Consider the following 23950-nt stretch of genomic DNA (forward strand, 5'->3'; position numbering starts at 1 on the left):
GAATTTCGCGGCATTGATATCTTCACTGGGCAGATCGACGCATCGAAAGCCAAAAACAAACTGCGCGCTGCGCTGCACAGTGACGTACCAAACGAGACCGTTCTTGAGATCCGCGAGGAGATCGTCCGAGTGATCTCGCGAACATGAATCTGGTGGTTGACGCCGAACCAGTTTGATCGCGCCTGGCGCCAAGCCGCACAGAAAATCGCAGGTGCAAACATCAACGTCGCGTCGACCGCGTCCCAGATGCTGACCAGAGATTTTCGCCAAGAATAGAAATGGAGTGCGTAGTCCAACAGTTTCGGCCCGAGCATTGTCGGCCCAACGCCAACTTTTGATCAGCAAGTATTTCTTGTTTCCAGCATTCGCCCACCGGACAAATCGGTGCCATCCACTGCTGGCGCGCGCTTGTCCGGTGGGCCGCTGACGATCCGGTTCGGGCCGTCGGGTACTGAAATGGGTGGCGGGAGGGGCTCTTTTCCTCCCCTGCGTTCCCCAGGGAGGCTCAATACACCCCTGTTGCGGACACGGACCTGTCCGGCCCTACGCGATGGTCAATTCCGCCAGGGCACCCGCCTTTTTCAGTTCATAGAACTTGGTCCTGCCAATACCGAGTGCCAACCAGGGCTTAGTCCGGGAGGCATTGTTCTCGGCCAGATATTCGTCGCGTGTGACTGCCCCCTGTGCCACCCGCCGCGCGCGCTCAGCAACCGCCTTGCGGTGTTTACGCTCTTCAACCGGAACGATCTGCTGCAAACCTAAGTCCCGTGCTAACTGGGGCGAGATTTCCAGCCTTTCGGCGATCGTTGACCCCTTGTAGCTGTAGCGCCCATCCTTCCAGACACAATGGGAGGTCGGACGGCTTGCCTTGTCCAAGGCCTGCCTGATGGTTGCCCGAACGTCATTCGGCTTCAGCCCCGGGGTGGCGATGGCAGCCATGTTGGCGATCTGCGCTTCGATGTCACCGGCGTCCGGGGCATACGTCAGACAGGTCGCATAGAAATGCAGCCAGGTGTTGCGACGGCCAACCGGAACCATCCCGCCGCAGTAGTTCCGGAAGGTTTCCAGATCATCCATGATCTGTCGGAACCGCTGAGCCTGGGTCAGACCTCTCGGCATGTCAGCACCGTTCTTCGGCGACCTTTTCTTCCGTGCCTCTTTCCTGGTCAGGAGTTCCGCTCGCGTGGGCCGTCCACAGGCCAGGTAGATTTGATCTTCCAGCGTTTCATATGAGTAGCGTTGCAGGGTGCCGCCGGCGATCCTGACGCGCTTCCCGGATTTCTCGTTGATGCTGCCGGGAATTCTGAAGACCCGGGATTCATCATTGCATGCCGGGTCTGCCCCGAAAGGTAGAGAAAGCTCGATCAGGGCCTTCAATGCGGCGCGCCAGCGCTTCTTGATCGTCCACGACAATTCCTGGACCAGCCAAATAGCGGCGACCCCTCTGCCGGTTTGCAGAACGATGGATGGCTGAGGCAGGCCGTGAGCGGCAAGGTGCGCCGAATAGGCCGCCTGGACCTCGTCAGGTGTCTTACCGCGCCAGTCGATGGCAGTGCGATAGTCGAGATCGACAAACAGCGCATTCACGGCCGCCAGGTTGTTGTTTTCGCGTTTGCCCCAGAAGCGGTTCAACGAGACAAAGGAAGGCGAGTCCAGGAAGGTTGGCAGCTGATCCAGAAGTGTGTCCTTGTAATAGGTCCAGGACTTGGCCCCACCATCCGGCAGCTTGGTTAAAATGGCCGGGCCTCCCAAGCTGTCCTTGGGATGAAGCAAAGAGATGTAGTCCTCGGGGGAGAGGCTCTGTGGGATCGGATTGAACGGGGCGAATTCGCGCGGATCTGTATGTTGCATCCGCAGGAATTAGGCTCGGCCAACCTATCCCGGAAAAATCAGGTTGAAATCAATTTCGGTGGTATAACCTGCCCCAGGAGTGAAGAGTAAGTTAGTCAGGTCCTGACTTGACTTACCCGTTGCGAGATAAACCGTTTTGTAGACGGTCATTTGGACCCATCTCCCGTTAGTCAAACGCGTTATGCTAACGGGAGAAAAGCCTATGACCGCACAAATCATCCACATCGATCCAGAAATCGAAACCGCAATTCGAGACGGAAAACTGTCAGAGATCGAGATTACCGAGGCGCACATGAGGCTCTCAAATGGTGCTTTGTTGCTGAGGGCACGAGATCTTTTGCCACAGAAGGTGAATACAGATGAAGAAAAGGCGCAGGCCAAGACTGCTAAGCAACGTCAGCGCGATTTCGTCAAACGCAAGAATGAAGCCGGGTTCAAGAAAGATTGGCTGCATCAGAGCATTCAAGAATTGGCCGAAGCCGTTGGCGGCCAAGAAAATATTGCGAGCTGTATCCATCGACTGCGCAAACGTGCTGAAATAGCTGAACATCGCGCCGAGATGGCGGAGGCTGAGATCCACCGGCTGAAATCCAAGCGGTGGTGGCTTTTCTGGCGTTGACATTCTCGTAGTAGCGAGACTCTCACGGTAATCGGGGCTCATTGTAGGCGGTCTTTGACCCGGCCGCGCAAATCCACTCTGGTTCGTTTCTTGAGCCAAGAATCGACAGCCAGTTTATTGCACCCTGTAAATATCAGTCCTGCTGATAAAGGCTTGCTGGGGCGAAAGTGCCGGGTAACGGAGTTTCGTTTTCGTCCTTCACTTCATCCAGCGCTTCACTGGTGCCGATTATTACCTTACCGACCAGATGCATCAGAAGCTTGCGTTCTGCGTCGTCGAGATGAGCTAACATTCGCGCGTTGCGATCCCGCGAGGCGACCAGAGCCCTTTGTACGAGGGCCTGAGCTTCGTCGCTTAGCCGCAACAGAACACTGCGTTTGTCTTTGGGGTGCTTTTCCCGCACGACCAGCCCGCGGTCTTCCAGATCGATCACCAGGCGGCTCATTTGGCTTTTCTGTACGCCGGCGCGTTGTGCCAGCAGGTGAAGTGGCGCGGCATTGAGGAAGTCCAGCACTGCCAGTGCTCGCCATTCTTGCACGGTAAGGTTGAAATCCTTTTCGAGAGACAAGGAGGCGATCCGGGACGACATGCCAGCAAGCCTCTGAAGGTTATAGGTGAAAAGGTGCCGAATGTCCCCAGCATCCGACCCAATGCCATCCAGTTCCGTGATCACTGTATTGTCTTCCGTCATCTCGTTCTCCTTCGTCTTAATTAATATACTCGAACATCTATATCGTATCAAGAGACAACTAAATCGTTGACTCGATCAACTAAATAGGTGCAGGGTGGGACAAATGGTTGAAGCGGGAGAATCCGAAATGACAGAATGTGCGCAGATGTTCATCGCAGGCGAATGGTGTGATGGTGGTGCTGGAACGGCAGAAGTGCTGAATCCGTCCAACGGCCAGCCGATTGGCGCCGTAGCAATTTCCGACTGTGCGGATCTGGATCGGGCGTTGGCATCCGCGGACGGCGCATTTTCGGGCTGGTCGCGAACGTCGGCTTACGAACGTTCGGCGATCCTGCGCAAGGCAGGCGATCTACTTCGCGCACGGGCTGAGGAGATTGGCCGTCTGATGACTATTGAGCAAGGCAAGCCTTACGAGGAGGCGAAGGGAGAAGTCATGGGGTCGGCCGATCACATTGACTGGGCCGCCGAGGAAGGTCGCCGCATCTATGGTCGCGTGATTCCTGCGCGCGCGCCCAACGTTAGTCAGATTGCGTACAAGGTGCCGCTTGGCGTGGTTGCGGGGTTCTCTCCTTGGAACTTCCCGGTCAGCCAAGCCGTCCGCAAGATTGCTGGGGCGCTTGGCGCTGGGTGCTCAATTGTTATCAAGTGTCCGGAGGAGACACCTTACTCCTGTGCTGAACTGGTGCGTTGTTTCGCCGACGCTGGGGTGCCGGCGGGTGTGTTGAACCTTGTCTATGGTGTGCCTTCCGAGATTTCAGAGCACCTTATCCCTGCCGCGCCTGTGCGTATGGTCAGCTTCACCGGTTCAATCCCGGTGGGTAAGCATCTGGGAGAATTGGCTGCGCGTCATGTCAAGCGATGCACACTTGAATTGGGGGGGCACTCGCCCTTCATCGTGGCTGAGGACGCGGATGTTGATGCGGCCCTGGCGCTGGCCGTGGGGTTGAAGTTTCGCAACGCGGGGCAGGTCTGTGCTTCACCCTCGCGCTTTATGGTGCATGAACGTCACTATGATCGTTTCGTCGACGGTTTTGTCAAAGGTGCCGAAGCGTTGAAGGTTGGTGATGGTTTCACAAAAGGCGTGCAGATGGGTCCCTTGGCCAACATTCGCCGACTGGAGGCGATGGAGGCATTTGTCCAGGACGCGACTGACCGTGGTGCGACCCTGCGCTTTGGGGGGCGTCGCATCGGCAATGAAGGGTATTTTTTCGAGCCGACCGTCCTGACCGATGTTCCCGAAGACGCCCGCTTGATGGTCGAAGAGCCTTTTGGTCCTCTGGCTCCAATCGCGCCGTTCTCCTCGCTCGACCAAGCTATCGAAAAGGCAAATCAACTGCCGTTCGCGCTGGCTGCATTCGCGTTCGGCTCCAGTCAGCACACGGTTTCTCAGCTGTCTGAAGGGCTGGAGGCGGGGATGGTTTCGATTAACCATTTTGGGATCGCTTCTCCAGAAACGCCCTTCGGAGGGATGAAAGAAAGCGGCTACGGCAGCGAAGGTGGAGTTGAGGGCATGGAGGCCTTTATTACCACGAAATTCGTTAGTGCCGCGTCTTTGGCGGCCTGAGGAGAGAATGATATGACACTAAAAACACGAGCTGCGCTTCTGACGAAACAGGGCGTCGAAGGACCCTACGCAAAATCGAAACCTTTGGAAATCGCGGAGATCCGGCTGGATCCACCGGGTCCGGAGGAAGTGCTGGTGAAGGTGACCGCAGCCGCACTTTGCCACACTGATCTCAGTTTTATGACTGGGGATCGGCCTAAGGATATGCCGATGGTGCTGGGCCACGAAGCCTGCGGGGAGGTGCTGGAAACCGGCGCTCGCGTGAGTGATCTGAAACCCGGTGACCAAGTGGTGTTTTCCTTCGTGCCGCGTTGCGGTCATTGTCCCGAATGCACAGAGGGACGGCCCGTGCTTTGTGAGGAGGGGACAAAGGCCAACGGTGCAGGCACTCTGTTGTCGGGCGAACGTCGGATGCACCACAAAGGCCATGCCGTGAACCACCAAGCGGGGCTTTCGGCATTTTCCGAGATGGTCGTAGTCTCTCGCCATTCGCTGATCTCCGTCGCCGAAAAAGTTGAACCGAAATATGCCGCGCTCTTCGGTTGTGCGATCCTGACCGGGGGCGGAGCGGTGAACCGCGCGGCGGGAGTCACCGTAGGGTCGACCGTAGCGGTCCTGGGCCTTGGCGGGGTTGGCTTGTCGGCGGTGATGATGGCGAGGGCTGCGGGCGCACGCGAAATCATTGCCATTGACGTCAACGAAGACAAGCTGGCGCAGGCAAAGGACCTGGGCGCGACGGCCACCTTCAACGCCAGGTCTGAGACCTGTGTACAAGACGTGTTGGACCATACGTCTGGCGGGGTCAACTACGCGCTCGAAATGGCGGGCGCGCCGGGGGTGATGGAAATGGCCTATGCAATCACCCGGCGCGGCGGGACGACGGTCACTGCGAGCCTCGCGCGCAATGACACGATTTGGAAACTGCCGCCGGTCTCGTTGGTCGCGGGGGAACGTACGGTAAAGGGCAGCTATTTTGGTTCATCCATCCCGTCATTGGATGTGCCGCGCTACCTTGATCTTTTCCGGCAGGGGCGTCTCCCGGTGGAGAAGCTGCTCTCGGGCACGCTGAAGTTGGATCAAATCAACGAAGGCTTCGACCGGCTCGCTGAGGGATCGGTGATCCGGCAGGTAATCGAGTTCGACTGACGTAGAAGACAGTCACCCAAAAAACGGCGGTGCGGGTGGCTGAGGAAACCACCCCGCCATTGCCATAGACACAACCGTAGCGTGGGAGGAAGACATGGACGGGCAGGTTGCTATTCGTGAAGTGCAGAAGAATTACGGGTCATTCAAGGCGCTGGATGGTGTCAGTCTCGATATCGAACCGGGAGAATTTGTCACATTGCTGGGGCCTTCGGGGTCGGGGAAGACGACGCTCTTGAACGTGCTTGCCGGCTTTACCAGGCCTGATAGCGGCAGTGTAAAGATGGACGGAGTTGAATTCCTGACTTTGCCGCCACACAAGCGCGACCTCGGTATGGTGTTTCAGAGCTACGCGCTTTTCCCGCATATGTCTGTGCTCAAAAATGTCGGCTATCCGCTCAAATTGAGGAAAGTGGCGAAGGGAGAAATTGACCGCCGCGCTCGTGCGGCACTCGATGTGGTCAAGATGGGGCATTTGGCCGATCGCGATATCGGCGCATTGTCCGGAGGGCAGAGGCAGCGGGTAGCCTTGGCTCGAGCTATGGTGTTCGAGCCCAAGATCCTTTTAATGGACGAACCGCTTTCCGCTTTGGATAAGAATCTGCGCGAGCACATGCAGATCGAATTGAAGCGCCTTCACGATCAGCTCGGGACTACAACCGTCTACGTCACCCACGACCAGCGCGAAGCGCTGACCATGTCGGATCGCATTGCCGTCATCAATAATGGCACTCTTGTACAATACGACACGCCGAGCCGACTTTATGATCATCCAGTGAACCGTTTCGTGGCGGAATTCATCGGTGAATCTGGCTTCTTGCCGGTCGAGGTGCGCGAGGGTCGGCTGACGCTATTCGGCGAACCCGTTGTCTCGCGTGATCCCTGGCGAGGCGACACACGGGCATGGATGCTTGTTCGGCCCGAGAAACTTGCGTGGCGTGAACCCGAAGGTCCGGCGAACCGAGTTGATGCGACGGTATGCGAGGCGATCTATCAGGGCGACAGTTTCCTGTTGGACCTCGTGCTTCCGGACGGTGGTACGATCGACGTGCGTTGCAACCCGCACACCGCCAACATCGCTATCCCTTCCTCGGGCGACAAGATCAGTTTCTGGATCAGCCGCGACAACACCGTTCTTGTGGAGGGAGAGGCATGATCGCCGAAACATCCCTTTCTGTGACTCCGCGCCGTTCTCCGCGTCGCCCACTGAATGCGCAGACGCTGCGCGTTCAAGCGCGGCGCGAGCGTTTGGGCCGCATTGGTCTGACGCTTCCTGGGAGCATTCTCATCTGCGTCGTGTTGTTGATCCCAGTGGGTTGGCTATTCTACCTCTCGGCATTTGATGCGGCAGGGAACCTGACATGGGCGAACTACGAACGCCTCGGGCGCAGCCTCTATTTGCGGTCTTTCTTTACCACCTTCCGAGTGGCAGGCATCGTCACGCTTCTCACTGTGCTCATGGGGTACCCCGTGGCCTATATGATGAGCCATGCGCGGCCGCGCATGGCCACGGTGATCCTCGTCGCCGTAATGCTGCCGTTCTGGACTTCGGTGCTGGTGCGTACATACGCTTGGCTGGTGCTGCTGCAACGCACCGGGTTGGTTAACGGCTGGCTCCAATCTCTTGGGTTGACTAACGAACCGCTGGCACTCGTTCATAACGAACTGGGCACGATTATCGGCATGACGCACGTGATGTTGCCTTTTCTCATCTTGCCACTCTACGCCTCGATGAAGGCGGTGGACCCGGCGCTCATGAAGGCTGCCGCAAACTGTGGAGCGACGCCGGCGCAAGCATTCCGGCAGGTGTACTTCCCGCAGACCATCGCAGGTCTCGGGGCTGGGGCAGGGCTCGTCTTCGTGCTTTGTCTGGGGTTCTTCGTGACGCCCGTACTCTTGGGCGGAGGCCGCGTCTACATGTGGGCAATGCAAATCGGCGACAACATCTCGCTTTACGGCAACTGGGGCTCTGCCTCCGCGCTCGGGGTGGTGCTGGTGTTGGCTACAGGACTCGTGCTCTTCGCAATCCGTATTCTTCTCAAACTGGCCGGAGGTCCGCGCTGATGCTGAACACTCCCGTAACCGAAACTCAGATCACTCATGCAAACCGACTCTGGCTATATGCCGTTGTGACGCTTGTGACGATCTTCCTTGTGGTGCCCTGCATCCTTGTGGTGCCAATGTCATTTTCGGCCAGCGAATACCTTGAGTTCCCGCCCAGCGAACTATCGCTGCGTTGGTATCGAGCTTTCCTCGGCTCGCCCGAATGGCTGGGCGCACTCTGGACCTCGATCAAGGTTGCGGTACCCGTGACCTTCATCGCGACAGCGCTCGGCACTGCCGCCGCATGGGGTCTACATCGCCGTTTCGGACTGCTCTTCACGCTCAGTCGCAGCCTCTACATGCTTCCGATGCTGGTTCCGCTCATCCTTATCGCGGTTGGTGTGTTCTTTGTGTACGCTCGGCTCGGCATCAATGGAACCATTGGCGGACTGATTGCCGCGCACACAATGCTGGCGCTGCCATTTGTCCTGATCGCTGTCGGCAATGGGCTCACAAGCTTTGACATGAATCAACATCAGGTTTCTCGGTCACTGGGAGCGAGCGAGTTCGTGGCCTTTTTTACTGTAACCTTGCCGCAGATTCGCATTTCAGTGCTCTCCGGCGCGGTATTCGCCTTTGTGACCTCCTTCGATGAGGTGGTTGTGGCGCTTTACATCTCCTCCGGCAAAAACGAGACGCTGACTCGACGAATGTTTTCCAACATCCGCGACCAGGTTGACCCAACCGTCGCCGCGATCTCTTCGCTTCTGGTGAGCGTTGTGATCATCGGAATGGTGCTGTTTCTCTTGCTGCGGAAGGAGGAAGCGTGATGTCCGTTACCTTGTGCGAATGTTTTGCCCGCGACGGGCTGCAACATGAAACAGTCGAAGTGCCTACAGGAACCAAGGTAAAGTTGATCGACGCGATGACCGCAGCTGGGTTTCCCCGGATCGAGGTCACGAGTTACAGCCACCCCGGCCGCGTGCCGGTATTTGGAGACGCCAGTGCGGTACTGGCTAAGATCAAGCGACGCGGCGGGATCGGCTACAAAGCGACCTGTCCCAACGAACGCGCGGTGAGCCGTGCGCTCGAAGATTTCGCCTTGGGACACGGTGCAACGGAGATCAGCTTTCTCGCCTCCGCTACTGAAAGCCATACGGAACGCAACTTGCGTACAACACGTGACGGCCAGTGGGTGCGGATCGAAGAGATGTCTCGCCTTGCAGGAGATCGTTTCACTATCGTCGGTGTGCTCTCTGTCGCACTTGGATGTCCGTTTGAGGGCTCGGTTGATCCAGGGCGTGTGGTAGAAGACGCTGCGCGATTTGCCGAAGTGGGTGCCACGCTACTGACCGTCGGCGACACCGTCGGGACCGGTACGCCCAGCACGGTGCGGCACCTCTTCCGCCGCCTGATCGACGAAGTTCCGGGGATCACTCCGGTGGCCCACTTCCATGACACACGGGGAACTGGGCTGGCCAACTGCATGGCTGCTTTCGATGCGGGCTGCACTCATTTTGACAGTGCCTTCGGCGGTGTCGGCGGGCACCCGACGCAAATCAGCTATGGCCAGGGTCGCACCGGCAACGTGGCAACAGAGGACCTTGTCAGTCTGCTTGAAGCGGAAGGCGTCGCTACTGGGATCGATCTCGATGCGATGATGCGCCTGTCCGAGTGCTGCGAAAATGCACTGGGTCGGCAATTGGATAGCAAGGTGGCGCGTGCGGGGCTGTTGCCCGCTGCGGCTTAGAAAATTGAGGGGAGGACACAACATGACCGAAGAACGTCTGGTGCAGATTGAGGACCGCAATGCGGTGCGCATTATTACATTGAACAGAGCCGATAAGCTGAACGCGCTAAACACCGCGTTGACGCAGCAGCTTCTGGACGCGATCGAGGATGTAGGTCGCGATGCCAATATCCGCGCTGCCGTGATCCGAGGCGCGGGGCGGGGTTTTTGCTCTGGTGCTGACCTTGGCGAGTTTAAGGACCTGACGCCAGCGCAACAGGATCGCGTTGTTGCGCGTGCGGACCTGACCTGCCGTTTGCAAGCGGCGGCCACGGCGCAGTGCAAACCCTTCGTCGCTGCGATACATGGAGCGACTGTCGGTGGTGGCGCGGGTTTGGCGCTTGGCTGCGATATGGTGGTCGCGGCGCGAGGGCTCAAGTTTGGCTATCCGGAAACGAAGCATTCGATCGTGCCCGCACTGGTGATGACGGGCCTACAGCGCGGGATGGGCCGTAAGGCTGCTTTCGAGATGATCTCGCTCGGGCGTCTTATCGATGCGGACGAGGCGGGAGCTCTGGGTCTCGTCAACCGCGTGGTAGACGGTGATCCATTGCCTGCCGCGCTGGAAATTGCCGAAAATTGGGCCGCAATCGACCCGCGCGCCATGGCGGCGACCAAGAGCCTGTTCTACCGGGTAGGCGAACTGCCCTTCGAAGCTGCGATGATGGTCGGGCGCGACGTCAACACAATGATGCGTAGCTTTCGGGAGAACAAGTGATGCGGCCTCTTGACGGTATAAAGGTCGTAGACTTCAGCCGCGTGCTGGCTGGCCCTATGGCGACGCAGATTCTCGCGGATTCTGGCGCCGAGGTAATCAAGGTCGAACGCCCCGGCAAGGGCGATGAAAGCCGCACTTTCGCGCCTTTCTTCGATGAAGGACAGAGCGCTTACTATTCCGCTTTCAATCGTGGAAAGACCTCTATCGCCATCGATCTGCGAAACTCTGAAGGCCAAGCTATCGCATTGGAGCTTGCGGCACAGGCTGATGTACTGGTCGAAAATTTTCTGCCCGGAACGATGGATCGTATGGGGCTGGGTTACGAGACTTTGCGCGCGATCAATCCCGGCTTGGTCTATGTGTCCAACACCGGGTTCGGGCAGACGGGGCCATACAAGGATCGCAAGGGCTATGACACGGTATTTCAGGCGCTCTCGGGTGTCATTGACCTGACTGGCTTCCCCGACGGTCCGCCAGCTAAAGTTGGAGTGCCGTTTGCGGACATGACTTCGGGCCTGTGGATAGCGATCTCGGCGTTGACGGGCCTTATGGGGCGACAGGTCTCGGGCCAGGGGTGCCATGTGGATCTGTCAATGATGGACGTACAGGTGAGTCTACTAAGTCTTCCGTCTGCATGGTATTTCGCTGACGGGATCACACCCACCCGCACGGGAACGGAGCATCTGGGACGTGTTCCTTCGGCGGCATTTGAATGCACCGGCGGCGAATGGATTTTCATCTCCGCTTCCGATCAGCATTGGGCCGCGTTGGTCGATGTGCTTGATCTGACGGTGCCGCAGAGCTGGTCGGAAATGGCCGTGCGTGTCGCCGAACGTGAGGAGGTTATGCGGGTTCTGCGAGCGGCGATCCGAGAACGAGATCGCTCAGTGCTGGCCGAGGCACTGCGGCGCGGCGATGTGCCGGTGGGCGAGGTGAACACCGTTCCCGAAATCCTTGCCGATCCACACACGCAATCGCGCGGAATCGTTGGCAGCTTCGACGATACGAACGGCAGACCCACGCCCGCGCTTGGCACGCCGGGACGCTATTCGGGCTTTGATGGGCCGCGTTTTCAGGCGCCACCCGAACTGGGCCAGCAAACTACCCAGATACTGCGCAAGCTCGGGCGGGATGCCGACGATATCGAAGAACTGAAGCGGAAGGGAGTTGTGGCATGACATCGGATCTTGTGAAAACTCGGTGTGAGGGTGCGATCGCCCGTGTCACACTGAATCGGCCCGAAGCACGAAACGCAGTAAATCTGGACCTGTGCCACGCGCTACAGGCGTCCTTTGACGCCTTTCAGGGCGATACGGAGACCGCAGTGGTAATCCTTGATGCTGAAGGCCCTGTATTCTGTGCCGGGGCCGACATGCGTGAGCGCAAAGGCAAGGACGAAGCTTGGGTTGTCGCGCGTCGGCAAGCGTCCTTTCGCGCCTATGCCGCTATTGAGGCTTGTCCCATTCCCGTCGTCTGCGCGGTACAGGGGCCCGTGGTTGGATCGGGCGGCGAAATCTCCATGGCCTGTGATTTTATCGTTGCCTCCGACGCGACTACGTTCCTATTCCCGGAGCCACAATGGGGTACTGTGGGCGCGACACAACGCCTGCAGCGGCGTATTGGCGTGGCCCGAGCGAAGGAACTCCTTTTTACAGGTCGCAAGATGGGGGCGGAAGAAGCCTATGCGCTTGGTCTCGTCGCTCGCTTGGTGAGGGCTGCGGATCTGAGTTCGGAAGTTGAAGCCATCGCGGAGAAGATAGCGAGCGCTCCTAAGACCGCCATGCGTTTGACGAAGCAGGCGGTAGATCAAGGAAGTCGCACCGACCTGACCTCCGGGATCGAAGTGGAGATGGCCGCCATCCGGCAGCTTCTTGTGCAATCCGACTGGAAGGCGGGTGTGGAGAAGTTTTCGAAGGAGGTGGGAAATGCGGGCTGAAGATATCAGGGCCGGGGCGCTTTGCCCCGTGACATTGGAAGCTGCGCTGGCACGGACGGCGGCTTTGGTGCCGGAGGTCGAGGCCATTGTTGCTCCCGACGGTAGACGTACCTTCGCGGAACTGTCTGAAGAGGTCGCTCGTCTTCGTGGCGCGCTTCATGCGGCGGGCGTGCGACGGGGGATGCATGTGGGGGTCTGCCTTGGAAACGGGGCACTGTTTCAGGCACTATTCATTGCAATCGGCTCCATCGGAGCGGTGATGGTTCCATTGAATACGCGACTGCGCAGCGAGGACATCGCCTATTGTCTGCGTCAGAGCCGGGTTCGGCTACTGATCACGGCCGACCGGGTTCTGTCGAGTGATTTTATTTCGCTTCTTGGACCGCTCATCGGCAGGGAACTACCCGATCTCGAACGGGTGGTGCTAACATCAGGTGATGCGCCCTGGGCCGAGAGCTGGAACGCGTTCCTCGAGCAGGACGTCACGGGTGAGCCTGATCGATCCAAAGCCGATGACGTCGTCCTGATGCAATACACTTCCGGCAGCACGGGCTTTCCCAAAGGTGTGATGCTGCGCCAGCATGCGCTTTTGACTAACGGTTTCATTTCTGCCCAGCGGATGGGGTTGCGGGTGGCCGACAGATTTCACTCCGCACGCCCATTCTTTCACGTGGCGGGCACATCGCTGTCGCTTTGCGCTGCGTTGCAAATGGGTGTGACGCTTGTGACGATGGAACGATTTGAGCCTGCAGAAGCCCTTCGACTGATGGAGGAAGAGCGCTGCACGCATTTCTCCGGCAACGACACCATGGCTTTGATGTTGTTGAACCATGCTGATCGCCCTTCGCGCCGGCTATGCCTTCGAGGCGGTTGGGTCGCAGGGTCTGCGACTGTGTTACGTCGTGTCGTGCATGAACTGGGCGCCACGGAATGCGTTTCGGGCTACGGCCTGTCGGAGGCCTCGCCCAACATAGCTCAGTCGGCGTGGTGGGAGGACGAGGCGGTTCGCACCGGTGGGCTGATGCGCCCGCAGACTGGCCTTGAGGTTGGAATCTTTGACCCCGAGACTGGCGTGCACCTGTCCCCAGGCGAAAAGGGTGAAATTCGCGTGCGAGGCTGGTCGGTGATGTCTGGCTATTTCGATATGCCGGAAAAAACCAATGAGACATTGAGCCCAGAGGGCTGGCTGTTGACAGGCGACCTCGGACGCGTGGACGCAAAAGGGCGCTTGGAATTTCTTGGGCGGCTCAAGAACATCGTTCGTGTCGGTGGCGAAAATGTTTCTCCCGAGGAAGTCGAGGATATTCTGCACCGTCACCCTGCGATCAAGCAGGCGCAGGTCGTAGGTGTTCCGGACCCGCGGTTGCAGGAGGTCTGTGCGGCTTTCGTAATTCTGAACGATGGGGTTTCGCTGGACCTTTCAGACCTCGCCGCGTGGGCAAAGGACGCTATGGCTGGTTTCAAGATTCCACGGCACGTTTGGATCGTCGACAACTTCGAGGAAATCGGCATGACCGCCTCGGCCAAGGTGCAGAAATCGAAATTGGCAGAACACGCACGTAAGCTTCTGGAGGAGGTCTGACGCGCGGAGCGGCTCGGTGACGGGCCATCAAGCCCTTGCAAGGGTGAAGGTAAGATCCGGGAAGACCGGATTCAAAAGGAGGAATGGAAATGAAATACAGTGTAAGCATGCTCGCTCTGGGGTTGGTTTTCGCAACCAGTGCGGTATCGGCGCAGGAGCTGACGATTGCGGGCTTTGGCGGCAAGGTCCAGGAAGATCTGTCGCGGACCCTCTGGCAACCCGCAGCGGAGGCGGCAGGGCTCACCTTGAGACAGGAAAGCCATGATGGCATGGCCGGCGTCCGGGTGCAGGTGCAGTCCGGTAACCCGGGCTGGGATATCGTTCACATGGGTGCGGATCAATGTGCTGTGGGCGAGAAGGCAGGCATATTCGAGCCGCTCGACTACAATGTGATCGACGCCTCGGGCGTGCCTGACGAGGCGAAAGGCGACAATTGGATCGGCATTAACTCCTACTCGGTCGTGCTGGCTTACAACACGGAAAAGTACGGGGACAATCCGCCGCAAAGTTGGTCGGACTTTTGGGACACAGAGACGTTTCCCGGTCGACGGTCCTTGGGTGTCTATCCGCAAGAGATGATGGAAATCGCTCTGATGGCTGATGGTGTGGCTAAGGAAGATCTCTATCCGTTGGACACTGATCGCGCGTTGGACGCGCTGTCTCGCATACAGCCCTCCATCGATGTGTGGTGGACATCGGGCGCGCAGTCGGCGCAGCTGGTGGCTGATGGCGAAGTGGACATGCTCGCGATCTGGGGTAGCCGGGTGACGGGCGTTATCGAAAACGGGGCGCCGGTCGCCTTCACATACAATCAAGGCATCCTCGGAAATGGTTGCCTTGCTGTGCTGAAGGGCTCCGACAATGTTGAGGCCGCGCAGCGGTTCATCGCGGGGGTGGTTGCGCCTGAAACACAGGCCGACATTCCTAAGATGATGCCGTACTACGGGCCGACTAACCAAAAAGCCTTTGAAGTAGGTAACTTCTCGGAGGAGGTGCTCGCCGCGTCTAACACCGCGCCGGAGAACGCGGCCAAACAGGTGATCATCGACGTGAACTGGTGGGCAGACAACGCACCACTGGTTCAGGAAGATTACAAGATGATGATGGTTGAGTAATCTGCCTGGGCGCGGTTTTACACCGCGCCCGTCTTTAGAAACGGAGAGTATCATGAAGATCGAAACACGGCTTACACGACTTCTTGGGATCGATCTGCCGATTTGTCAGGCAGGCATGTCGTGGGCCTCTTCCAACTCTGCCTTACCTCTTGCCGTGGCGCGTGCCGGCGGACTGGGAGTGCTGGCGGCCGGACCAATGTATCTCGACGCACTGGAGCAAGCGATCGACGAAATCCGCGCTGGAACTGACCGTCCCTTCGCTGTCAATCTTCCTCTCTACAACAAACGCGCTGAGGAGATGATGGACCTTCTCGAGATGAAGCGAGTGCCGATCCTTGTTTGTTCGCAGGGTGGTCCAAAGAAGTATATCGACAGGTTCAAGGCCATCGGAACACGCTGCCTGCACGTCGTCGCGGGCGAAACGCATGCCGTCAAGGCAATGGAAGCCGGGGTCGACGGACTTGTCGTCGTAGGTGGCGAAGCGGGGGGGCATCCGCCGCCAACTCAAGTCTCTACTCTGGTGTTGGTTCGTGCAGTTTCGCACGCTACGGAGGGACGCATCCCACTGATTGCTTCGGGCGGTTTCGCGGACGGGCGGGGATTGCTGGCTGCGCTGTCTCTGGGTGCAGACGGAGCGAATTTCGGCACGCGTTTCATCGCAACGCCTGAAGCCGGGGTTTCTGTTGGCTACAAGGAGGCAGTGTTGGGCGCTAGGGTGGCCGACACGGTGTGCGTTGGCCAAGGATTGGGAATGATCCGTGCGATCCGCAACCCATTCACCGATCGCATGGTCGACCTCGAAAATTCTGGCGCATCATTGGACGACCGCCGCGATGTGTTTGCTGGCGCTACACTGAAGATGGCCGCGCTTGACGGAGACGTGGAAGGAGGAAAGCTGGAGGCTGGTCAAAGTACGGGACTGGTCGGGGCAATTAAGCCTGCGCATTTGGTTGTGGAGGAGATTGCAGAGGACTATCTTCGCGCTTTGGCCGCGCTTCCGGGGCGAACTTTTCTGAATGGAAGATACTCGTACGACGAAGGGGAGAAGGTGAACGGGTGAGTCTGTGAATTTGCTCAAGCCTCACTTTCGACCCAATCGCCACTGCTACAGGGGGGGGGCGAGCCGCAGCCACTCTACTGCGGTCGCCCCCAGGGAAAAATCTAATGAGAGAGTGGAGTTTGGTGCCTTGAAATCACAGAGGGGCCTTTGCCACTTCCCACCACTTCCAGCCCTCGTATTCATCTCCGCATTGCTTGAGATGTGAATAACGCTTCAGGGATTGCCAAGATTGATGGCCCGATATTTGAGCAACTTGAGGGATGGTTAGTCCCATCTCAAACAAACGGGAAATTCCCTCGTGGCGTAGGTCGTGGAAGTGCAGATCATCGATTTCGAGAAGTTTGCAGGCATCGGTGAACCGGCGACTGACAACATCACTGTTGTAGGGGAATATCCTGTCATCAGTGCGGGGCATGGAAGCTATGATAGATCTGGCTTCTTCCTGAATGGAGAGCGTCATGTCGTTTCCCTTGGTCTGCTTCGGATGCTTCATGTTGCGGATCGTGATCTCTTCATTCTCCAAGTCATAATCTGCCCAAGTTTGTGCCAAAATGGCACCTTGGCGGTGCGTTTCGAAGATCGCTGCCGCTACAATTTTGTGCATGGGAACCGAACGCGGATTTTCCTGATAGGTTTTGACGAAATGTTCCATCAACACGTCGAGTTCATCGAGTGAAGGACGTCGGGTTCTCTTGGCTGATTTCGTAACAATTCTCTGATGTTGAAGAGTGCGCATGGCCTCTTCGAATTCGGCGAGCGGCATGGTGACGCGACAGATCGGACCACCAAACCGGATGAGCGTACCCAATGTCACCATGTATCCGTTTACCGTTTGCGGCTTGCGAGGGGTGTAGGTGTAGTGTTCGGGAGTATCCTTTTTCGGATCTGATGGGCGAGCTTGAAGTCCTGAAAGAAGATCCAGGGCAAGCTTAACGAAATCCTCCGCCATGAGTTCCTCGATCGGAGACGCACCGAAATCCAGTCTCTGAAAATAGCTCAGCATCTGAGACTTGGATTTTCCAAAACCGTCAGGGGGGGCTGCGATATAGTCGCTGATGCAATCAGAAACGCTTTTGCGAGCTTTCGCTTTCATGGCACGCTCTAACCCTCCTGGTTTTTTCAACGCATCTTCATGTCGCTTCATCCAGCTTTTTGCCGCTTGTTCCGAGGCGAAAGTATCAACCAAATTGAGAATGATTTTCCCCTTTTTCTTCTTTCGGATCTGCGCTGTATAGCTCGGTTTTCCATTAGCCTTTAGGCGTTTTGTGATAGTTCCCATGGGGGCTCCTTCCAGTCACGTGTATTCCATGGCCGGGACATCGGATCGTTTGATTTTTTCGGAAGCGAGTTTGATTGGGTTTGAATCTCAAACCGGGGGCGATCGGGCAGAACAGAGGAGAACCGATGGGGTTGAGCCGCAGTCAGGCGACACTCGAACCGGGGCGCTGGAACTTTGGGCAAGAAAAGTGCTACACGGCGCCGCCGGTGCTACATTCTGTAGCACTCGGGTCAAAAACGGCGCTAAATGGGACCTAAACGAGGAAAACGCAGAAAATGGCGAATCCAAAAAACCAAGAAAAATCAGGTTTTTCTGACCTTCGGAACGCCGCCCGCCTATCTGTCGCCCCGATGATGGATTGGACGGACCGTCATTGCCGCTATCTGCACCGGCTGATGAGCCATCATGCGCTTTTATACACTGAGATGGTCACCGCGCCTGCTTTGGTGCGCGGCGGCGCGCTGCATTTGCTCGATTACAATGTTGAGGAACACCCCGTTGCGCTTCAGCTTGGCGGCTCTGACCCGGCGGAGTTGAAGGCGGCAACGGCGCTCTGTGTCGAGCGGGGCTATGACGAGGTGAACCTCAACGTCGGTTGCCCGTCGGATCGGGTGCAATCCGGGGCCTTTGGTGCGGTGCTGATGAAAACGCCGGACCTCGTGGCGGATTGTGTGAGTGCCATGCAAGAGGGGGCGGGCGATGTGCCGGTGACGGTGAAATGTCGGATCGGGGTGGACGATCAGGACCCCACTGAGGTGCTTCCCGACTTTTTGGAGAAAATGCGCGGCGCCGGCGTGACGCGGATCACGGTGCATGCCCGTAAGGCTTGGCTCGAAGGTCTTAGCCCGAAGGAAAACCGCGACATTCCGCCGTTGGATTACGCCCTCGTGCATGAGATGAAACGCGTCTTCCCAGAACTGCATTTGTCAATCAATGGCGGGGTGCAAAGCCCTGAAACGATTGAGGAAGAGTTGACGTTCATGGATGGCGTCATGGTCGGTCGTGCGGCCTATCATCAGCCCTACGACATTTTGGGCCACGCCGATAAAAGGGTGTTCGGTGATGCCCGCGAAGCTCTGAGCCGCGCCGAAGTGGTCCTCGCGATGGAAGACTACATCGGGCGCCACATCGCATCGGGTGGCAAGCTTGCGCAGGTCACAAAACACATGCTCGGGCTGTTTGCCGGTCAACCCGGCGCGCGGCGCTGGAAACGTGTGCTCTCGGAAGGCGCGCATAAAGAGGGTGCCGGGTTTGAGTTGGTGCGCGAGGCTTTGCCGCGCTGAAAATACGGTCTCTTAAGGCCCTGATGAGACCGACTTTCACTCCGCCGCATCTTTTCCAATTCTCCCTGTCTCCGGGTGCTCAGGTTCGACCTCGATCACGCTTTCCGGCGTTGCCGTGGGCTGTTCGACTGGGCGATGCTTGGGCGCGGTTTGTGACACGCGAGTCTCATCAAACGTGTCGGGCGCGGCCCAATCTTGCGTGCCAGTGCTCCAGACAAATTCCGGGTTCTTGGCGCGTTTGGCTTCGCGGCGCAGGCGGTAGTCCTCGGCGGAGCGGCTTTGACGGCCGAGACGCGTCAGGAGCCGCATCTGCACATGATGCAAAATGTCCCAGAACCAGACCCGAAGCGCCAACATTGCGGGCGTGAAGATCAGCGTTAGAACGGTCGCGATGCCGAGGCCGAACACCACCGCCGTAGCGAGGTTGGTCCAGAACTGCGCGGTCGGCGAATTGATCGTGTAGCCACCGTTAATGAAGTCCAGAGAGAGGCCGAACATCATCGGTGTCAGACCCGCCATCGTGGTGATCGTGGTGAGTAACACGGGCCGGATGCGGTCTTCGGCGGTGCGCACGATGGCCTCGATCCGCGGCATGAAGCGGGAATACTCTTGATAGGTATCAATGAGAACAATGTTGTTGTTCACCACGATCCCCGCAAGCGCCACCACGCCTGTGCCGGTCATGATCATGCCGAATGTCATATCCATCACCAAGAGCCCGATCAGCACACCCGCCGTGGACATCACCACCGCGAGGAGCACCAGCACAGAGTTGTAGAAGCTGTTGAACTGAGCGAGCAGGATGATGAACATAAGCGCGAGTGCTGCGCCGAAGGCTTTGCCAAGGAACTCTCCGGTTTCCTTTTGCTCTTCGTCATCGCCGGTCCATTCCCAAGCGACACCTTGGGGGAGGGGAGTTTCATCCTCCAGCCATTGGGTCAGTGTTTCGATCCGTTCGGTCGGCGTGATCGTCACGCCATCTTCGCGGGTCAGGCCACTGTCGACCGCCGCTTTGACATCGTAATACCTCTGTTGATCGACGCGGCTGATCGAGGCGAGTTTTGCCACAGGTTCGCGGGTGATGAAATTCGACAGCGGCACCAGCCCGTCCATGGTGCGGACTTTCAAAGTGTCCAAGGTCGAGAGCACACGGAACTCTTCGGGCAGGCGGACGCGGATGTCGATTTCCTCATCCGAGCTGTCCACCCGCATGGTGTCGAGCGTGATGCCGCGGGTGACGAGCTGAATCATCCCGCCGACGGTCGCCACATCCGCGCCGAACCGCCCGGCCTTCTCGACGTCCACGTCGATCTGCCAGTCGATGCCGGGCAGCGGCCGTGTGTCTTCGGTGTCGGCCAAGGCTTCGGTCGCGTCGAATTTGGCGCGTACGATCTCGGTCGCTTCCTCCAAAAGGGCGAAGTCGTCGGATTTGAGCCGCAGATGCACAGGTTTCGCCGAGGCCGGACCCATCGCGAGATTCAGCGTTTCGGTTTGAATGCCGGGCAGTTCGGCAAGTTTCGCTTCGATCTGGCCAAGCACGTAATTGCCGTCATATTCGGGACGCACATGGGTGTCCTCGAAGAACAGAAAGCCGTCTTTGGTCTCTGTCGGGCGATCTTCCCAAGGGATGAGTTCGACTTGGATTTGCCCGATGGTGTCACGCGGGGCGGAACTGCCGCCGGTGTTGGAATTGAGGCCACCATCGCCTGCAAAGACAAAGGCGTTGTCGACGCCGGGTTGCGCGAGCACGATGTCTTCGGCCTGCCGCACCAGCGCGTCTTTCTCTGTCAAAGACAGGTTGCCGCGCGCCTTGACGTAGATGATCGCCTGTTCCGGCTCGGTGGCGGCAAAGAATTCCACGCCTTTGTTGTTTTTGCCGTAATAGCCAAAAACGGTCATCACGGCAAAGATCACGGCGAGGATGGTGACGACGGGCATCACCGGATTGCCTGCGATGAAATGGGTGAAATGGCCGAAGGGTGAGCGTTTGTAACCGGCGTCGACCTTTTTGCCCCTGCGTTCGATGCGTGCTGAAGAGAGCGTGATGCCGGTGAAGGCGGAGCCTGCGAGGAACAAGACTGCACCAAGGATCACGCCGCCACCCGCACCCTCAGGCATGAGATAGCTCGGGTTCATCAGCTGCATCAGCCCGAGGAAGACCATATAGGCCGAAGGCACAACCAGCACGGCGCGCAGCCAATAGGGCGCCGTGGCGCGCAGGCCTGCGGAGGCGCGCTCGAACAGACGCGCAATGCGGCCCGAGACCCCGCCCATGACCGGCAAGTAGATGAGCGCCACGATGAGCGAGGCGGAGAGCACGAAGATGATCGTGACCGGCAGCATCCCCATGAATTCGCCTGCGATCCCTGGCCAGAACAACATCGGCAGAAAGGCGCAAAGCGTGGTGGCAGTCGAGGACACGATGGGCCAGAACATGCGCTTGGCGGCCTCGACAAAGGCGGCCATTGGGCCGGAGCCGTCCTCCATTTTACGGTCGGCATATTCCACGACAACGATGGCGCCATCGACCAACATGCCGACGGCAAGGATCAACCCGAACATGACGATGTTCGAGATCGTGATGCCCATCAGCCCCAAAAGGATAAAGCACAAGAGAAACGAGGTCGGGATGGCAAAGCCCACCAAAAGCGACGAGCGGATGCCCAAGGACGCCAGGACCACGATCATCACAAGCGCGATGGCGGTCAGGACCGAACCTTCGAGTTGGCTCACCATTGAGGACACCTGACGTGATTGGTCATTCGAGGTGCCGACCACAATGGCTTGCCTAAGCGGCGCGGGCCATGTGTCGAGTTCGGCCTCCACCTCTTGTTTGACGATTTCAACTGTGTCGATGATCGGGAAGCCTTTGCGCTTCACGACCTGAAGCGCGACGGTGTTTTCGCCGTTGAACCGCGCCGTGCCGACACGATCCTCAAAGGTCAGGCGAATGTCCGCCAGATCGGCAAGTGTCACCACTCGGTCGCCGTTCACTTTGACCGGAAGCTCCATCACATCGCGCTGGCTGTCGAAAGAGGCGGGGATTTTCACGGAAAATGTGCCTTGGTCCGTTTCGACCTCGCCGGCGGCGACAAGTTGGTTGTTGTTGGTCACCACATTGATCAACTCGGCGGCGGTGACATTGTAGCTTTCCAAGCGCAGAGGGTCGATTTCGACTTCAAGCATCTCGTCGCGATGGCCGGTGAGCTGGGCCTCCAAGACGGGTTCCAACCCTTCGAGACGGTCCTGCATCTGTTTGGCATATTGCACCAAAGTGCGCTCCGGCACGGGGCCGGTGAGGTTCACGATCAGGATCGGGAATTCCGAAAAATTCACCTCGGATATTGTGTAACTGTCTGCACCCTCGGGGAATTTGGCCTCAACGCGGCCCATGCGGTCACGCACATCGGCGATGATTTTGGTCTTGTCCCAACCGAATTCGAACTCAAGCCAGATGCCCGCGTAATTTTCGGACGCAGTAGCCGACATGGTGTCTAGCCCGTCGAGATCGGACAACTCCGTCTCCATCGGTTTGACCAAGAGCTTCTCAGAGTCTTCGGCGGAAATGCCGGGGAATTGCACGGACACATAGAGGCCGGGAATTTCAATGTCCGGCTCGCCCTCTTTCGGAAGGCTGACATAGGCGTAGGCGCCTGCAATCAGGGTCAGCGCCACGAAGGCGAGGATCATTCGGGCGCGTTCGCCCGCCCAGTCGACGAGACCGGTCATTGGCCGATCTCCACACCCATCGTCTCGGAAGAGGCAGCACCGTCTGCGGCGGTATTGTCGCCAAAATGCGGATCGACCAGCACACCCGCGCGAACAAATTCCTGCCCAACGGTGATGATGTCGGCGCGCTCCGGAAGACCTGCGACCCAGATGCCTTCGCGGGTGTCGCGCAGCACAGTCACCGGCGCGAATTCCACACGGTTCTCAGGTCCGACAAGACGCAAGCCGATGCGCCCCTCGTCATCCAGCGTGAGCGAGGATTGCGCCACGAGATGCGCCTCGACGCCGGCGGAGGCGATGGCGATCTCGACGGTCTGGCCATCTCGGATGGTGTAGTCGGGGTTCGGCACGTCGATCTCGACGCGGAAGGTGCGTGTGGCGGGATCGGCAGAGCGCGACAGGAAGGTCACCTGACCCGACACCGTGTCGCCGGTGATCAGCCTCGCGCCCGCCATGGCGCCCAGTTCGATCTTCGACACATCGCTCTCGGAGGCGTAGCCCACCAGCTTGATCGGATCGAGTTGGATCACCGTGGCGCAAGGGCTACCTGCAGACAGAAATGTCCCAAGCTCCGCCGTGTCGCTTTCCAGAAGTCCTGCGAAGGGGGCTTTGATCGTCAGGTTTTCGATGTCGCGCTCGACCTGGGCGACGGCGGCACGGGCGCTTTCGACACCCGCCTCTGCGGAGAGAATTTGCGTCTCGGAGGCATAGCCGCCGCTCGCGAGTTTGCGGGCATTGGCAAGCGAGACCTCGGCTTCGGAGAGTGCGGCTCGCGCCTGCGCAAGGCTCGAATCGCGGGTGCCCCGGTCGATCTGGCAAAGCGCCTGACCCGCCGCGACGGACGCGCCTTTGCGCAGCGGCTCGTTGATCACACGCCCGGTGGTTTCCGCCGTGACCTCTACACTGCGCGCAGCTTCGGTCTCGCCGCGCAAGACAACACCGGTCTCGAGCATCTGCGCTGTGGAGTGACGCGCCACGACCGAAACTGCGACATCCTCTTGTGTCGCTTTCTCAGAAGGCGGCGCGAAATCTTCGCTGATCTCGGCCGTGTCTGTTCCGTCTTCTCCTGTCAGCCGGTCGCGTTCGAAAATAAACAGATAGAGACCCACGGTCACAAGCAGGGCGATGAGGATGGAAACGATACGCATGGTGGGCGGTCCCTGTCTGAGGTCTTGCGAAATTATGTGGTCTCTTGATGTGTAATGGTTACGATTGGTCCAAAGTGTTGGATCAACCCTATCACGCCTTCAAGAGTTAATAGCTTTAACATTGCGACCAAAATGGGGGAGGTGCGTGATTTTCACAAGATCGTGTCGCGCATTTTTCCACTATTTTTCTGTTTTACGCCGCGACACAAAGGCGCTGGGGCGAATTTTTAGAGTGCAGCGGTGGCAGCTTCTGTGTTTGTGCACAGTGCAGCGGCTTTGTGTTGTATGTCAGGCCGATGCAAGGCCGGGTCTTGGCATTCTGTCGAAGATCGGGGTAAGAGGGTGCACAAGTTTTGAAACGATATGACACCGAGGGTGTCACTCCGGCGCGCAAAGCGCA

The 23950-nt window shown here is 58.3% G+C and carries 19 protein-coding genes; 14 read left to right on the forward strand and 5 right to left on the reverse strand.

The features are described from left to right. Positions 1–543: 543 nt before the first annotated feature. A complete protein-coding gene (locus J5Y17_RS04830; protein WP_219784107.1) occupies positions 544–1851 on the reverse strand; it encodes a DNA-primase RepB domain-containing protein in 1308 nt (435 codons plus the stop codon). A gap of 202 nt (positions 1852–2053) precedes the next feature. Here J5Y17_RS04830 and J5Y17_RS04835 point away from each other — a divergent pair, with 202 nt between their 5' ends. Next, positions 2054–2470 carry a hypothetical protein gene (locus tag J5Y17_RS04835; RefSeq protein ID WP_219784108.1) on the forward strand — a complete coding sequence of 139 codons (417 nt, stop codon included), beginning with the start codon at positions 2054–2056 and terminating at the stop codon, positions 2468–2470. Between the two features lie 133 nt (positions 2471–2603). On the opposite strand, the gene J5Y17_RS04840 is transcribed toward J5Y17_RS04835, so the two are convergent. Continuing rightward, positions 2604–3161 carry a MarR family winged helix-turn-helix transcriptional regulator gene (locus J5Y17_RS04840; protein WP_219784109.1) on the reverse strand — a complete coding sequence of 186 codons (558 nt, stop codon included), beginning with the start codon at positions 3159–3161 and terminating at the stop codon, positions 2604–2606. Between the two features lie 103 nt (positions 3162–3264). Between J5Y17_RS04840 and J5Y17_RS04845 the strand changes: the two genes are divergently transcribed. From J5Y17_RS04845 to J5Y17_RS04900, 12 genes are all read left to right on the forward strand, one after another. Continuing rightward, positions 3265–4725, forward strand: a complete 1461-nt coding sequence (locus J5Y17_RS04845; protein WP_255571879.1) for an NAD-dependent succinate-semialdehyde dehydrogenase — start codon at positions 3265–3267, stop codon at positions 4723–4725. A 12-nt stretch (positions 4726–4737) separates the two neighbouring features. After that, positions 4738–5871: a zinc-dependent alcohol dehydrogenase family protein gene (locus J5Y17_RS04850; protein WP_219784110.1), complete on the forward strand. Its 1134-nt coding sequence runs from the start codon at positions 4738–4740 to the stop codon at positions 5869–5871. A 94-nt stretch (positions 5872–5965) separates the two neighbouring features. Continuing rightward, entirely contained in the window at positions 5966–7024 is a 1059-nt protein-coding gene (locus J5Y17_RS04855; RefSeq protein ID WP_219784111.1) for an ABC transporter ATP-binding protein, read from the forward strand. A gap of 20 nt (positions 7025–7044) precedes the next feature. Next, positions 7045–7932, forward strand: a complete 888-nt coding sequence (locus tag J5Y17_RS04860; RefSeq protein WP_370628861.1) for an ABC transporter permease — start codon at positions 7045–7047, stop codon at positions 7930–7932. After that, positions 7932–8741: an ABC transporter permease gene (locus tag J5Y17_RS04865; protein ID WP_219784112.1), complete on the forward strand. Its 810-nt coding sequence runs from the start codon at positions 7932–7934 to the stop codon at positions 8739–8741. The genes J5Y17_RS04860 and J5Y17_RS04865 overlap by 1 nt, the downstream gene beginning before the upstream one ends. Beyond that, a complete protein-coding gene (locus J5Y17_RS04870) occupies positions 8741–9661 on the forward strand; it encodes a hydroxymethylglutaryl-CoA lyase (RefSeq protein ID WP_219784113.1) in 921 nt (306 codons plus the stop codon). Before J5Y17_RS04865 ends, J5Y17_RS04870 begins: the two co-directional genes overlap by 1 nt. Positions 9662–9683: 22 nt before the next feature. Further along, entirely contained in the window at positions 9684–10418 is a 735-nt protein-coding gene (locus J5Y17_RS04875; RefSeq protein WP_219784114.1) for an enoyl-CoA hydratase/isomerase family protein, read from the forward strand. Then, positions 10418–11596, forward strand: a complete 1179-nt coding sequence (locus J5Y17_RS04880; RefSeq protein ID WP_219784117.1) for a CaiB/BaiF CoA-transferase family protein — start codon at positions 10418–10420, stop codon at positions 11594–11596. Before J5Y17_RS04875 ends, J5Y17_RS04880 begins: the two co-directional genes overlap by 1 nt. Beyond that, positions 11593–12354 carry an enoyl-CoA hydratase/isomerase family protein gene (locus J5Y17_RS04885; RefSeq protein WP_219784118.1) on the forward strand — a complete coding sequence of 254 codons (762 nt, stop codon included), beginning with the start codon at positions 11593–11595 and terminating at the stop codon, positions 12352–12354. Before J5Y17_RS04880 ends, J5Y17_RS04885 begins: the two co-directional genes overlap by 4 nt. After that, positions 12344–13936: an AMP-binding protein gene (locus J5Y17_RS04890; protein ID WP_219784120.1), complete on the forward strand. Its 1593-nt coding sequence runs from the start codon at positions 12344–12346 to the stop codon at positions 13934–13936. The genes J5Y17_RS04885 and J5Y17_RS04890 overlap by 11 nt, the downstream gene beginning before the upstream one ends. 89 nt (positions 13937–14025) lie before the next feature. Continuing rightward, positions 14026–15051 (forward strand): ABC transporter substrate-binding protein, encoded by a 1026-nt coding sequence (locus J5Y17_RS04895; RefSeq protein WP_219784122.1) that lies wholly within the window; start codon positions 14026–14028, stop codon positions 15049–15051. Positions 15052–15103: 52 nt separating this feature from the next. After that, entirely contained in the window at positions 15104–16111 is a 1008-nt protein-coding gene (locus tag J5Y17_RS04900; protein ID WP_219784123.1) for a nitronate monooxygenase family protein, read from the forward strand. Between the two features lie 133 nt (positions 16112–16244). Here J5Y17_RS04900 and J5Y17_RS04905 read toward each other — a convergent pair whose 3' ends face one another. Further along, on the reverse strand, positions 16245–17390 hold the full coding sequence (locus J5Y17_RS04905; protein ID WP_219784125.1) for a site-specific integrase: 1146 nt from the start codon (positions 17388–17390) through the stop codon (positions 16245–16247). Between the two features lie 275 nt (positions 17391–17665). On the opposite strand from J5Y17_RS04905, the gene dusA reads away from it, so the two are divergent. Continuing rightward, positions 17666–18673, forward strand: a complete 1008-nt coding sequence (gene dusA / locus J5Y17_RS04910) for a tRNA dihydrouridine(20/20a) synthase DusA (RefSeq protein ID WP_219784126.1) — start codon at positions 17666–17668, stop codon at positions 18671–18673. A 36-nt stretch (positions 18674–18709) separates the two neighbouring features. On the opposite strand, the gene J5Y17_RS04915 is transcribed toward dusA, so the two are convergent. Together J5Y17_RS04915 and J5Y17_RS04920 are read right to left on the reverse strand one after the other, a co-directional pair. After that, positions 18710–22402: an efflux RND transporter permease subunit gene (locus tag J5Y17_RS04915; protein ID WP_219784128.1), complete on the reverse strand. Its 3693-nt coding sequence runs from the start codon at positions 22400–22402 to the stop codon at positions 18710–18712. Further along, positions 22399–23550 (reverse strand): efflux RND transporter periplasmic adaptor subunit, encoded by a 1152-nt coding sequence (locus J5Y17_RS04920; RefSeq protein ID WP_219784130.1) that lies wholly within the window; start codon positions 23548–23550, stop codon positions 22399–22401. The genes J5Y17_RS04915 and J5Y17_RS04920 overlap by 4 nt, the downstream gene beginning before the upstream one ends. Between the last annotated feature and the right edge of the window lie 400 nt (positions 23551–23950).

The organism is Celeribacter sp. PS-C1 (genome assembly GCF_019429625.1).
Taxonomy (GTDB): domain Bacteria; phylum Pseudomonadota; class Alphaproteobacteria; order Rhodobacterales; family Rhodobacteraceae; genus Celeribacter.